This is a genomic window from Paenibacillus sp. P36, assembly GCF_045866505.1.
Taxonomy (GTDB): Bacteria; Bacillota; Bacilli; order Paenibacillales; family NBRC-103111; genus Paenibacillus_E; species Paenibacillus_E chondroitinus.
Genome location: NZ_AP038372.1, coordinates 4628045 through 4640776 on the forward strand (window position 1 = coordinate 4628045; position 12732 = coordinate 4640776).

The 12732-nt window shown below is 43.0% G+C and carries 10 protein-coding genes; all 10 read right to left on the reverse strand.

From position 1 onward, the window contains the following. Window positions 1-2 precede the first annotated feature (2 nt). The 10 genes from ACKTT9_RS20800 to ACKTT9_RS20845 all read right to left on the reverse strand — a co-directional run bounded on the left by ACKTT9_RS20800 (window position 3) and on the right by ACKTT9_RS20845 (window position 12641). Window positions 3-944: a carbohydrate ABC transporter permease gene (locus ACKTT9_RS20800; RefSeq protein ID WP_407867420.1), complete on the reverse strand. Its 942-nt coding sequence runs from the start codon at window positions 942-944 to the stop codon at window positions 3-5. A 22-nt stretch (window positions 945-966) separates the two neighbouring features. Further along, the gene (locus ACKTT9_RS20805) at window positions 967-2346 is read right to left on the reverse strand and encodes an ABC transporter substrate-binding protein (RefSeq protein ID WP_407867421.1); all 1380 of its coding nucleotides are present in this window, start codon (window positions 2344-2346) and stop codon (window positions 967-969) included. A 249-nt stretch (window positions 2347-2595) separates the two neighbouring features. After that, window positions 2596-3906: a response regulator gene (locus ACKTT9_RS20810; RefSeq protein ID WP_407867422.1), complete on the reverse strand. Its 1311-nt coding sequence runs from the start codon at window positions 3904-3906 to the stop codon at window positions 2596-2598. Continuing rightward, a complete protein-coding gene (locus ACKTT9_RS20815) occupies window positions 3903-5711 on the reverse strand; it encodes a sensor histidine kinase (RefSeq protein WP_407867423.1) in 1809 nt (602 codons plus the stop codon). The genes ACKTT9_RS20810 and ACKTT9_RS20815 overlap by 4 nt, the downstream gene beginning before the upstream one ends. A gap of 58 nt (window positions 5712-5769) precedes the next feature. Continuing rightward, window positions 5770-7146: an ABC transporter substrate-binding protein gene (locus ACKTT9_RS20820; protein WP_407867424.1), complete on the reverse strand. Its 1377-nt coding sequence runs from the start codon at window positions 7144-7146 to the stop codon at window positions 5770-5772. Between the two features lie 60 nt (window positions 7147-7206). Next, window positions 7207-8439, reverse strand: coding sequence for a mandelate racemase/muconate lactonizing enzyme family protein (locus ACKTT9_RS20825; RefSeq protein ID WP_407867425.1), 1233 nt, complete (start codon window positions 8437-8439; stop codon window positions 7207-7209). A gap of 161 nt (window positions 8440-8600) precedes the next feature. Continuing rightward, window positions 8601-10364, reverse strand: coding sequence for a glycoside hydrolase family 2 protein (locus ACKTT9_RS20830; RefSeq protein WP_407867426.1), 1764 nt, complete (start codon window positions 10362-10364; stop codon window positions 8601-8603). Between the two features lie 172 nt (window positions 10365-10536). Continuing rightward, window positions 10537-11277, reverse strand: a complete 741-nt coding sequence (locus ACKTT9_RS20835) for a GNAT family N-acetyltransferase (RefSeq protein WP_407867427.1) — start codon at window positions 11275-11277, stop codon at window positions 10537-10539. Window positions 11278-11279: 2 nt separating this feature from the next. Beyond that, window positions 11280-11627, reverse strand: coding sequence for a YrdB family protein (locus ACKTT9_RS20840; protein ID WP_407867428.1), 348 nt, complete (start codon window positions 11625-11627; stop codon window positions 11280-11282). A 192-nt stretch (window positions 11628-11819) separates the two neighbouring features. Continuing rightward, window positions 11820-12641: an SDR family oxidoreductase gene (locus ACKTT9_RS20845; RefSeq protein WP_407867429.1), complete on the reverse strand. Its 822-nt coding sequence runs from the start codon at window positions 12639-12641 to the stop codon at window positions 11820-11822. Window positions 12642-12732 lie beyond the last annotated feature (91 nt).

Sequence of the window (12732 nt, forward strand, 5' to 3'; positions counted from 1 at the left end):
CTCTAGTTTACATGCGAGTCTTTATTGGAAAATTTCCATTGCAGCGTCGTAAAAATGAAGACCAAGATAAACAATACCCATCCGATCGCATTGGCGTATCCAATCTTGTTGTACGTAAAGGCAGCTTTATAAATATAGTAGACTAGCACTGACGTCGAAGTACCTGGCCCTCCCTGCGTCATGACATTTACCTGCGTGAATACCTGAAACGAGCCAATAATGGAGATCACCGTTACGAAAAACAAAGTTGGCGACAGCATGGGAATCGTAATCTGAAAAAATTTGCGCAGCGGGCCGGCTCCATCGATTTCCGCCGATTCGTACAAGGTTCCAGGGACACTCTGCAGCCCAGCCAGCAAAATTACGGCGTTGTACCCAACGGCCTGCCAAACGCTCATGATGATAATCGAGATCAGCGCCCACTGTGACGAAGACAGCCAGCCCGGCGGGTGTTCGATCCCAATTGAAATCAAGAACTGATTGATTGGACCGAAGGTGGGCATGTACAAAATACTCCACACCACGGAAATCGCAACCATGGAAGCAATATTGGGTAAATAAAATCCTAAACGGACTAAGCTTTTAAAGAAGATTTTATCGTTTAGTACCACTGCAAGAATCAAGGCAAGAAACACAGAGCACGGAACCGTAACAGCTGCATAAACAATGGTGTTTACCAAGGACTTAATGAATACGTCGTCCGTCAACAAATTGATATAATTTTTTAATCCGATAAATTTAATTCCTTTTAAACCGGATACCAAGTTCCAATCACACAAGCTGAAAATCAGCGAAAGGATAATCGGGATTAATTTGAAAATAATGTAACCGATTAAATTAAGGGAAAGAAACAGCCATCCCGCTATATTTTCATGCAGGATATCCTTACGTATCTTCTTTTTGCGTTTAGGTGCTATGAGTGAATTCTTCTTTGCCAGTTCCATCTAGCATTCCTCCGCACATCTCCTATTTCCCTGCTTTTTTGATTAAATCGTCGGACTGTTTTTTCAATTTGGCTATGGTCTCCGCTGGGGTTTGATTGCCCATTAAGCACGAAGTAATTTCCGCTTTCACCATATCCATCATTTCAGCTTTTGCCGTATTAATTGTCGTTAAGTAGGGGGTGAGCTTCATCTTATTCGTAATAAATGTTTTCATGCCTGTTGGCTGGTCAAAATGCGGGTAATCAAAAATGATTTTACCTACCTTCTCATTGACGGAAGCATCCATAGATGAAAGATTGGCAGGCGTCATCGCTTTGGATTGGGCGAAAATTTCCGGTGCTTCCAAGCAGTAAAACTTTAGGAACGTCCAGGCCGCTTCTTTATTAGGTGCACTCGCTGGAATGCTGAAATCGCTTATATAATATACATTGCTCAAGCTGTCTTCTTTTTTCACTTTGGGCAGATTGACAACGCCGTAATCAAAATTGGTAAAGCCATAGGACTCCTGCGAGCTGTACTTGACGATAAATGAAGGCTGAATATACATCGCAGCTTTCCCCTGCATAAAAATGGTATGCGGATTGGTATCAATTTTGAGCGCTTTGTATTCCGAAATCGGCCACGCTGATTTATCCTTCATTTCCATATCGTAAAAAAATTGCAAGGCGTTCAAGAAGGCAGGATTGTCCCAATTCGATTCCTGTCCGTTATTCTTATAGACATAGTTGAGACCAAGCTGTTGAATAGCGGGGAAAGCCCATTGGCCGGTATAGTCCGGTAAAAAGCCATAGATTTTATTAGCTCCACTGCCTGAAGTCAATTTGAGCGCTGCCGCCCTGAGATCATCCCATGTCCAGTCGTCGGTTGGATACGGTACACCTGCTTTATCAAACATGGCTTTATTGTAGTAAAGACCGTAGGTCGCCATACTGTATGGAAGTGCATAATGGTTGCCATTTACCGTTTCCAATTCATTAATGGAATCTCCGAAAATTTGCTTGTAGTCCATTTTGTCTTTTTTCAGGTACTCATCCAAAGGCTCGTACATCCCGCTTGTAGCCCTGACACGCATATCATCAACCGAGGCTTGCGGAATGACGTCAATCGCTTCACCTGAAGTCAGTAGCGAATTCGCCGTCGTCGGATTGGAATCCGCCATTTTTGTATACTTTACTTTGATATTCGGATATTTCTTCTCAAAAGCTTCGAAAAATGGCTTCATGCTATCCTCAACCGTCCAGCTGTAGACATTCAGCACCGTCTGTCCCGGCGCTGCATCGGCTGGCTTGGCGGCCGTGCCCGCACTTTGACTTTGGCAACCCATTGCTGCAATCGTGCTTCCGATAAGCATCAGAGGTACTAAATAACGCTTTACTCTTCTGAAAGCTGAATTTCTCAACATGCTCACTCCCCTATTCGCAAAGTTATGTGTTCATGTCTTCATTATAGAAAGCCGAAAAGGAAGTTGAAATGTGATATCTAAAGGCATCCATTGTTTTATTTTACTAAATTAGCCGTCCAGTTAAGCAAAATCCAAAGGTGCCTATCAAGTAAATTTCGGACATTGTCTTTATTCACGATCCATTGTTTTATTTAACGCATGACCTGCATTCATTATAAAAAAACAACCCGCAAGCGGGCTGTTTCACTTCTAACAATTTCTATATTCCTGAGGCGTTAAACCCGTCACTTTTTTGAAAATTTTACTGAAATAATAGGCGTCCGGATAGCCGACTTTTATACCGATTTCATAGATCTTGCTACTGCTGTTTTTAAGCAAATACTGAGCTTGCTCGATCCGAACATGAATGAGAAAATCAATAAAGTTTTCGTTCGTTGTTCTTTTGAACAGAGAGCTCAAGTAATTCGGGGAAATGTTATGATACTGGGAAACTGTCTTTAAGGAGATATCCTCATCGTAATGTTTCAACATATATTTTTTGGCGCGGGCTACGATACTTCTCCCATCATCAACTGGTTTAAACTCCTCTTCAAAACTAACCGTTTGCCCGGTATCTAAGTGCCGCTGATAATGATGAATGGTACGCTTCTGCTCCGAAAAGCCTTGATCAAGCGCTGTGCTGGCCTCGCGATAGGCTGACTTCAGTTTTCCAAGGCGGCTGCATGACTCGCTAATCCCGATTCGGCATTTGAAGTTAAAATATGTTTTTAAAGCGCTTTCCACATGAACGGCTAATTTCTCGGCAGCAGATTTCGGTTCAGTCTCTGAATCGGCCTTAAATGAATGAATAATGGCAAACTCCATGGAATTGGTTGAGGTGACGTAAGCCGGAGGATAATTTTGCAAAATTTCTTCAATCATATTCGTGACGCCATAGGTTAGCACATATCTGTCGTCTACACCGTATTTCTCATATAACTCCCTGTTCTCCACTCGAACTAACAAACATACCAGATTTTCGGGATGCAGTTTGATATCCAGATAATTGAATTGCTCTTGAATCTCATCTTCATTGATATAGTAGCTGAATAACAGATTCTGGAACAATTTTTCCCGTAATGCAGGTAAATTCCGCCTTTTGTTCCATTCGTCTGCGCGCTCCTCCTTATGCCTGCTTCGCTCGGCTTCAATCTTCCCTTTAACTTTGTTAAGCAGCTCGGCAAACGGCTCTGGTTCCATTTCTAGTTTCAATATGTAATCCTCGGCACCGATCTGCATCGCTTCTTTCACATAATCAAAGTCGCCGTAAGAGCTCAGAACGATAAATTTCGTATCCTTTAACTGCTCACGTAATGCAGAGATTAGCTCAACTCCATTTAATAACGGCATCTTGATATCGGTGATAATAATATCCGGCTTTAATTGCAGGGCTAAATCCAAGGCTACTTTGCCATTCTCGGCCTCCGCCACTAAATGAAACCCATATTTCTCCCAGGGAATCATCGTTTTCAATCCAACTCTGGCCAACGTTTCGTCATCTGCAATCATCACACTGATCATTGGAGTCCTCCTGCCTCGAAATCTGCATCCACAGGAAATCGAATCGTTACGGACGTAAATTGCTCTTTTACACTTTGTATGGTTACGCCGTATGTATCCCCATATGTCAACCGCAGCCGTTCGTCAACATTCTTAATCCCGATGCCATTGAAGCGTCTACCGTTACCTTTATCGTGTTCCTCAAACATGATTTGATCTACATCCATACCAACGCCATCGTCAAAAACGGTAATTTCCACTATATTGCCACTCAACTGTAACTGAATCCGAATACTCCCGATACCGTTTTTAGGCTCTATCCCATGGAAAATTGCGTTTTCTATAAACGGCTGTAAAATAAACTTCACGCATTTGACCTTAAGCAGTTTTGGATCGATGTCAAATGCAACGCGAAACTTATCCGAGTATTTGACCTCTTGGATTTTGATGTAGTCCTTGACGATCGCCAGTTCCTCTTCAATTGTAATCATGGCTTCGCTTTTGCTGGTGCTATTCGCGAGCAGCCGGCCCAGCGCCTCCACCATCTCTTTAATGTTGTCCGCCTTTTGAATCATCGCCATCCAGCGGATGGAATTAAGCGTGTTATATAGAAAATGGGGGTTAATTTGGGCTTGCAGCGATTGGTACTCCATATCCTTTTTCTTGGCTTGCTCCTCAACCATCCTGGAGATCAGCTCTTGAATTTTCTCAATCATATAATTAAAACTCGAACTTAACAGGCCAATTTCGTCCTTGCCCGTATATTCGGATTTAACGGCCAATCCGTCTTCTTTCACGCTTCGCATGACAAATGCCAGCTTCTTGATCGGGTGGACAATACCGGACGCCACAAAATACCAAATAATTCCTGATAATAGGAAGCAAATCAATACAACGGCGATCGTAATATTAAAAATATTTTTGTTGTCTTTCAGAAGCTCGCTGAGAGGGATGCTGTCTGTTAACCACCAACCGTAGCGTTCAATGTGGTAATACACCATTAACTGACCGTCCTGGGTAATAAATGAACCGTGGTCTCCCTGCTGCTCTCTCAATTTATCCACGCCTGGAAACGCCTTTAGCAGCATACTTTTGTCGGGATGGTACACGACTTGCCCGTTATCATCCAGGATTACAAATTTCCCGGCTTTCTTCATATTGCTGTCTTCAAACAAGTTGTCGAACAAATCTCTTCTGATTTTAATGTAAATTACACCAAGTTTCTCTAATGTGGCGCTATTGCGAAAGGTCTTGATCATGGAAGGACTGTACATGTTCCCTGATCCAGCCGATCCGTCAGACTCTTCGTTCAGCGTACCGAATCTAAACTGGGGCTGATCTGTCTGAACCGCTTGCTGGTACCAGATTTTCTCCTTGAACTTCTTATCGTCCGGATAAATATCACTTGAAGCTCCGGTAAAAAGAATGATGCCGTTATCGCCAAAAATCTGGATAGAGGCCACATTGGAAACAGCAAATGCCTGCATAGTAAAATTATTGAGCGATTGCTGCGCGCTTTGCAGATCATAATAGCCCTGTATGGAAGGCGATTTGAAACCGGGAGAAAGCACCTTCTGAATATCCGAATTATAGGGAATATAATCAGCGATTTGTTCGAATTGCTTAAATTCCATACCGATGATGTTCTTGTTGTAAGCAAGATTATCCAGAAAGGACTCGCTGACTTTGCGCTTCAGCAAATCGATGGAGAAATAATAGGTACTTACACTAATTAACGTCGTCGGCAATAACATAACTAACATAAAAGAGATAAAAATTTTACGATGAATGCTGCTTTTTATCCCTAGCCAATCTATTGATTTCATGTGAATCACCGAATTTCTGCGCAATAAGATCTGAGAGCGCATTCATAAAATGCTAATTTTACTGCTGATTTTTGGAAGCAATCCATGCGTCGGATCTCTGTTTCATATCCTTTAATGCCTCATCGACACTCCATTCTCCGAGAAATGCCTTGGTGATATCTTCACTGACCACCTGCAATATCTCTTTCTTGGCGACAGTAATGGTTGTCTCTGGAGTCACATAACGCGTATTTGGATCTTCAAATACTTGCTTGGCTTCTTGCTCATCAACCCCGGGCGCACTGTAAATCAACTGATTGACCGATTGGATGACTTGGGGGTCAGAGAGTGCAGCCGCAGGCATCATTCCTTTCGGAGCCACCGTTTCATCAGGGCGCGTCAAACAATAAAATTGAATGAACGCAAATGCTTCCTTCGGATGCTTGCTGCTTCTCGGAATACTCATGTCACTAAAGGTGATTGGGGAAACCGTAGGAGCATTAGCATCAATTCTTGGCATCTGCACGACCCCCATTTGGAAATCATGTTTATATTCCGGAAGACGACTTCTCCAAATATTATAAATAGGCTCAATAAACATCGCGAACTTCCCTTTGAAAAACAAACTGGTCCGATTCGTCCCTATGTCCAGCTTTTGCCCCGGAAATTCGGTGAGTGGCATAATGGATTGATCTCTATTTTGCATATCGATAAATAACTGAAGGCTTCGCTTGTAACTGGGATGATCGAAATTCGTTTCGTGATCGTTTTTATACATGCCGTTTAAGCCAAGTGTTTGAATAGCTAGCGTACTCCAGCCGATGTTATTGTCGAGCGGATAGATGACGGAACCATATATTTTATCCGCACCCTCTCCTTTCGTTAAAAGCTTGGCTGTTTTCATGAAATCCTGCCACGTCCAATCCGCTTTAGGGTAAGGAACGTGCGCTTCATCGAACAATTGTTTATTATAAAACACGGCAAATTTATTGACCCCGTAAGGAACACTATAATAATGCCCATTGATCTTGGTTAAATCGTTTATCGCTTTGCCGAAGGTTTGTTCATAATCGATATGGTTTTCTTCTAGAAATTCGTCGAGAGGTAAATACAAGTTATTTTTCACCCTCTCCCTCAGGTCATCCGGGCTGAACTGGGCAGTGACATCAATGGCTTCGCCGGAAATCAGAAAAGAATTAATTTGGGATGGAATGTTCGAGGTGCTGGGAAACTGATGGAAGATGGCTTCAATATTGGCCTGCGACTTATTAAACGCATCAAATGCCGGTTTCATTCCCGGCTCTGCTGTCCAATGCCAAATATCAATTTTAACCTTTTGGCGAGCAGCTGACGTATCCTGCTTGTCAGCCAGCTGCTCGTCCGAGGAGCATGCGGTTTCGAAAAGGAACATTGTCAGAACACTTGCTGCCAGAATCATGACTGGTTTAAGGTTCATGGTCATAAACTCCCTTCCATTTCTAAAAAATGGTACGTACAACTTTATCAGCCGCTGCTTTTATTCTTCATCCTTATAAATTCGAATGATATGATATTTAGAATCGTCAAGCGCCGGCCCTACTCCGGGATCTAACGGCACAGTCAAAATCCCGTTCACCGGTTCCGGTGCATAGGTAAAATAACGATTTCGATCGGGAATGACCTGATATAAATATTCCGTAAACGGAGATAAGGCCTCAGACTGTGCTGCTACAATTTGTGACGCTGCCAAAATCATATGGCCGTGCGGTACTACACGGACATTCGGGTAAGAGGTTTCAACCATCTTGCAGATCGCGATTGCTTCGGAGATGCCGCCACACCATTCCGGATCACATTGCACATAATCCAGTAGTCCTTTATCCAGATATGGCTTCAGGCTCCAACGCGTATAAAGATGCTCCCCGCCAGCCAGCACCGCCGAAGGATTGGCTTGTTTGATCGTCATGTATCCCTCAATGTCATCCGGGGAAACAGGCTCTTCGATCCAAACCGGGCGGTAATTCTGCATTTCTTTGACCATCTCGTTAACCCAAGACAGCCTTTGGCTCCTGGTGGATGGATCGTCCAGCTGATCGCTTAAACGGCTCAAGTCATACATCACCTGCGCATCCTGCGGCAACGTTTGATGGAGCGCTTCCATAATGTGAAGATTGTTCTTGACTCCTGCTGCTTCTACTGGTCTGTGGGGAAGGAAGCATTTATGACGTTTGAAACCTTTGTCATACCAATTGGTCGCCTTTTCGACCGCTTCTTGCGGTGTCTTGCTGCCCATGCAGCTGACGTAAGCCTCAAGTTCGGTGCGTCCGCCATGCAGTAGCTGATGTACAGGTTTGGCGCTCGCCTTACCTCGCAAATCCCAAATGGCAATATCGATTGCGCTGAAAGCCGTAATGATTTCCCCTGTTGCGGAATGTCTCGATGTACGGTGCGAACGCCAGATATTGTCACCGTTTATCGGATCTTTCCCATGTTCATAAGATGAAAGTGGATGTTCCGGATAGACAGCCTCCCATAGGGATGCAAACTCAATTTCGGGATCAAAAATATCGCGTTTCGCAAGAAATTTGTTAAAAACATGAAGCCTATTTTTGACGGCAAGAAACTGATATTGCCCGTCCAACGGTCCGGCATGCCCCGTTAATCCTCCATAGCAAACAATTTCCACGTACCTATGCTCATTTTGCAGGTTATGATCGGCTATTTCGATGATTCTGACTTCCTGAATGGTCGATTCAGCATCTAATCTCATATGAAAGCGCCTCCGTTTATCCTTAAAATTTGTTCATCATTTTGAACCAAGTTTATCAAACTGAACTGTATTGTCAATAGTTAATTGGAATCATCATTGGGAAATAAAAAAAGAAGCCTGCTTACAACACGTAGCAGATCTTCTTCAGGATATTACAACTTCTATTTCAAGTTGATTTTTTTGATTTTCTCCATCTCAATTTTCGGTTCACGCTGAATCGTTAATAACCCATTCACTTCTTGCTGCACATCGGTCAGCTGTGTGTAACAGAAGCCGCTAACATAATCCAAGTTTTTGATAGCCTGCGTAATACTCTCATAACGCGCCAAAAACTCTTCTTCATTCTTGACTTGGTTGCCGTAGCCCCAACCTTCCTCACTCTTGAATGCGATGCCGCCATATTCACTGATAATCACCGGCTGCCCCTTATAGCTGTATCCATTAGCAAAAGGATATCGATGTTTGTCATGCGGTACTTTATTGCTAAGCAGTACTTCTTGATCCTTATACCGATCTTCGAAGACTGAGCCTAGCTCCTCGTAGTCATGCAGCGTTATAATATCCGAAATCGTGTGCTCCCAACCGTCATTCACAATAACAGGACGCATTTGGTCATACGATTTGGTCAAATGATAGATCGATTCAGTAAACTGCTGCTGCTTCCGGTCCGTAGAAATGCTCGAAACTCCCCACGATTCATTGAACGGAACCCATGTGACAATGCTCGGATGATTGTAATGCTGGCGCACAACTTCGATCCATTCCTTCATGAACCGATGTACCGCATCATCTCCAAACTCATACGTGGATCCAAATTCCGACCATACCAAAAGCCCTTTGCGGTCCGCCCAGTACAAGAACCGAGGATCTTCCAGCTTCTGATGCTTACGAACACCGTTAAATCCGAGGGCTAATGTTTTCTCGATATCTTCAATAAGAGCTTCTTCAGACGGTGGCGTCAAATGAGTATCTTCCCAATACCCTTGATCGAGCAGCAGACGTTGATAATACGGATGATTATTAAGTAGTACCTTATTGCCCTTAATCTGAATGCGGCGCATGCCGAAATAAGTGTAGACCGTGTCGACCGGCTGTCCGTCCTTCTTCAGAACAACTTCCACATCGTACAAATTCGGATGATTCGGATGCCACGCGTAGACCTTCCATTCACCAACATCGTTCATGACGCTTAAATCCACCTTCACGAACTTCCTATCTACATTCGTTTCGGTCGAGCGAATCAGCTTGCCGTCGTAACGAACAATCGTCTGGAGTGACAATCCTTCGAAAGATCGAACGGTGCTTCCCAGCTCGTATTCGAACGAAACGGACGCTTCCTCCAGCTTCGGCGTAATTTTTGCATGGCTTACATAGCAAGCATCGACGTATTCCAACCATACAGACTGCCAGATGCCTGTCGTCTGCACATACCAGCAGCCATAGTTCTTGTCAGTCCAACGCTGCTTGCCGCGCGGCTGCATCGTACTGTTTCCATCCTCAATCCGGACGGAAATGCGGTTATTACTGCCTTGCTCCACAGCATCCGTAATATCAAATGAAAACGCGGAATATCCACCCTCATGCGAGCCGATATAACTGCCATTCACCCACAGCTTAGTTAAATAGTCCACGGCTTGAAAATGAAGTATTACTCGCTTATCTTTCGTTTCTTCCGGAATTGCTACGATCCGTTCGTACCAAACGCATGGATGGAACTTCTCCTCGCCGATTCCGCTTGCCTTAGTCTCATATGTAAAAGGAACTTGAATGGTGCGATCCGCATGAAGATCGCTGTACCAGTTGTTACGCTCTCCTTCGAATGAATCATCAAAGCGAAAGTTCCATTCTCCATTTAACAATTGCCATTCATCGCGAATCCATTGTGGGCGCGGGTAATTTTTAACATACTTATGCGTGCTGGTCATTTTCTGGCAACTCTCCTTTAGGTTAACTTATTAATTAACTAAATAATATTTAAAAGAACCATTGGTCACATTATGCTAAATTGCTAGCATATTGTCAACAATAAGTTTATTAATTAACTAATAAGTTACGCAATGAAGGTTTGCTGTATATTGAACTAGCGTTCTCCAGTTTCTATTCAAGTCCTTCAAAATTGCATCGCCAATCAGACACCCACGCGGGGAAATACCCTAATTGATAGGCTACTCTCTGGGAAGCGATATTACTGCTTATTACGTCATAACTTGGTATCTCTCCCTGTTCCAATATTTCAAAAGTCAATCTGTTTACAAGATAACTAGCCAATCCCAAATTACGATAATCGGGTAATACTTCTATCCCAATTTGCCATAGTTTTGAACAGGTTTTGCTTGCCCCTGCCACACCGACAATTTTCCCATCTTTTTTTGCAAGCATAGCTAGGTCAGTCTGCCAGGGAAGATTCGAATCATATATGATAGCTTCATTGAATCTTGTATCATCAAATAAACGGACCACTTCTTCTCGCTTCATCATTTCAAATGAAAAAAAATCCGGTGGCGATATAGGCTTTATTCTTTTTACATCAGGCAGAAAGTGCAAGTACAAACCTCGGATAAACGGTAAGGAAAATACGGCATCCCTGCTTTTGTCCTGCATCTGTTTTTTGGCAATGAGCAACCGCTCCGGTGTAGCTGAGACTACAATTGACTTGCCCATTGATAGAATTTCGAAATAACGTCCTTTCCTCGGAAACGGCCTGCGTCCAGGATTTTCTTTGGCTTCTACAAAAATTATTCTATCCTTCTCACCGTTCAAGTCATCGATTGAGCAATTTAAATCAAGGGCAAGCTGTGATTGCACGATGAACATCATTTCTTTTTGGGTCATAATCATCGTTACCCGTCCTTTCTCTTGTGTAAGAAAATGCTGAGCAGAAGACGATTTCCAATATGAGCAACTGTGTAGATTACGGCGGTAATAAAATAGCCTGACCAAATTAATCCATAAGCTGCTGCTCCCACAAGCAAAAATTCGATGAAGACAACTAAGGGTGTTGGTAGAGAGAACCTGGCTTTTGGAGAAATAAATAGTCCCCAGATGATTGCGGCTGCTACTGGAAGCCCACCCGAAAAGATGAATCTTGCAAAAGTTCCAGCTCCAAGGTGATATCCCCAGACACCTAAAGAACTGAGAAGGAACAGTTCCAGTAAGAATCGAGTTACTAGATTGAAAGATACAAACATGGTTGTACTCCTTTCTGTTATTTTCGTCTATCAAGTATTTTAAATTTATCATTTCAAGTTCTTTTAATCCATAAATTCCCACGCATAAGAAACAAGTAGAGTCCTCTTACAATCCGTCGAAAATAAAATAAGGTTCTTGTCATTTAGCTTTTGACAAGAACCTTACTTTTTAACTAATATTTAAATTTCGACTTATTTATAGTTCGACGCAATCGTCTCCAAATATTGCTCGATCGGAACGGAGTTACGAAGAGCCATCAGGCCTTTTCCTGCTTCACCAACGAGCGTACGGAATTGATTGCTTTCCCCGGTTGCTTGAGCAGCAATAGCATCAACAATCGTTTGCGGATCATCGAGTTGATCTTCAGGTGTACTTGCCATCATATTGCCTACTTTATTTTCTAAATCATTGTAGGCTTTGATGTTCTCATTTTTATTCCAGATGACGCTATGGACGAAATTATTACCCTTGGAACCGCCTTGCTCGATAAGACGAAGTTCGATGTTAAGCTGCTTAAGCTCGTAATAAAGACCTTCCGTCAAACCTTCCAAAGCAAACTTGGACATATTGTACAGGGAACCTAACGGTACTGCTGTAGTTACACCCATGAAAGAACTAATATTGATAAACATCCCGCCGCCAACCTCTCTGAAATGAGGCAGGAATTTACGAATAACGTTAATCGGGCCGCGGACATTCACGGCAAACTGCCAATCGATGGTGCTCTCTTCGGCTAATTCCAGAGCCCCGTACGATCCCATCCCCGCATTGTTAACTACAACGTCGATTTTCCCGAAGGTTGCTATCGCATCGTTAACAGCAGAATTGACTTGTTCCACATTCGTAACGTCCAGCTTAAAGATTTTAATATTATCGTATGCAGTAAGCTCAGTTTCCTTCTCTGGCGTACGCATCGTCGCGGCCACATTCCAACCAAGCTTTGCAAAATGAATCGCCGTCAGTTTTCCCAATCCTGAGCTTGTTCCTGTAATAAAAATAGTCTTCTTATTCATAATTGAATCTCCTCCAAATATTATTTGTACAAATGATTTTTTTCAGTCATTGATGACCAATTTTCTATCGAACGTTCAATCTATAAATGAC

Bases quoted from the DNA above. Each gene is read 5' to 3' on its own strand.
- ACKTT9_RS20800 (WP_407867420.1), bottom strand. From the start codon at position 944: ATGGAACTGGCAAAGAAGAATTCACTCATAGCACCTAAACGCAAAAAG.
- ACKTT9_RS20805 (WP_407867421.1), bottom strand. From the start codon at position 2,346: ATGTTGAGAAATTCAGCTTTCAGAAGAGTAAAGCGTTATTTAGTACCT.
- ACKTT9_RS20810 (WP_407867422.1), bottom strand. From the start codon at position 3,906: ATGATCAGTGTGATGATTGCAGATGACGAAACGTTGGCCAGAGTTGGA.
- ACKTT9_RS20815 (WP_407867423.1), bottom strand. From the start codon at position 5,711: ATGAAATCAATAGATTGGCTAGGGATAAAAAGCAGCATTCATCGTAAA.
- ACKTT9_RS20820 (WP_407867424.1), bottom strand. From the start codon at position 7,146: ATGAACCTTAAACCAGTCATGATTCTGGCAGCAAGTGTTCTGACAATG.
- ACKTT9_RS20825 (WP_407867425.1), bottom strand. From the start codon at position 8,439: ATGAGATTAGATGCTGAATCGACCATTCAGGAAGTCAGAATCATCGAA.
- ACKTT9_RS20830 (WP_407867426.1), bottom strand. From the start codon at position 10,364: ATGACCAGCACGCATAAGTATGTTAAAAATTACCCGCGCCCACAATGG.
- ACKTT9_RS20835 (WP_407867427.1), bottom strand. From the start codon at position 11,277: ATGATTATGACCCAAAAAGAAATGATGTTCATCGTGCAATCACAGCTT.
- ACKTT9_RS20840 (WP_407867428.1), bottom strand. From the start codon at position 11,627: ATGTTTGTATCTTTCAATCTAGTAACTCGATTCTTACTGGAACTGTTC.
- ACKTT9_RS20845 (WP_407867429.1), bottom strand. From the start codon at position 12,641: ATGAATAAGAAGACTATTTTTATTACAGGAACAAGCTCAGGATTGGGA.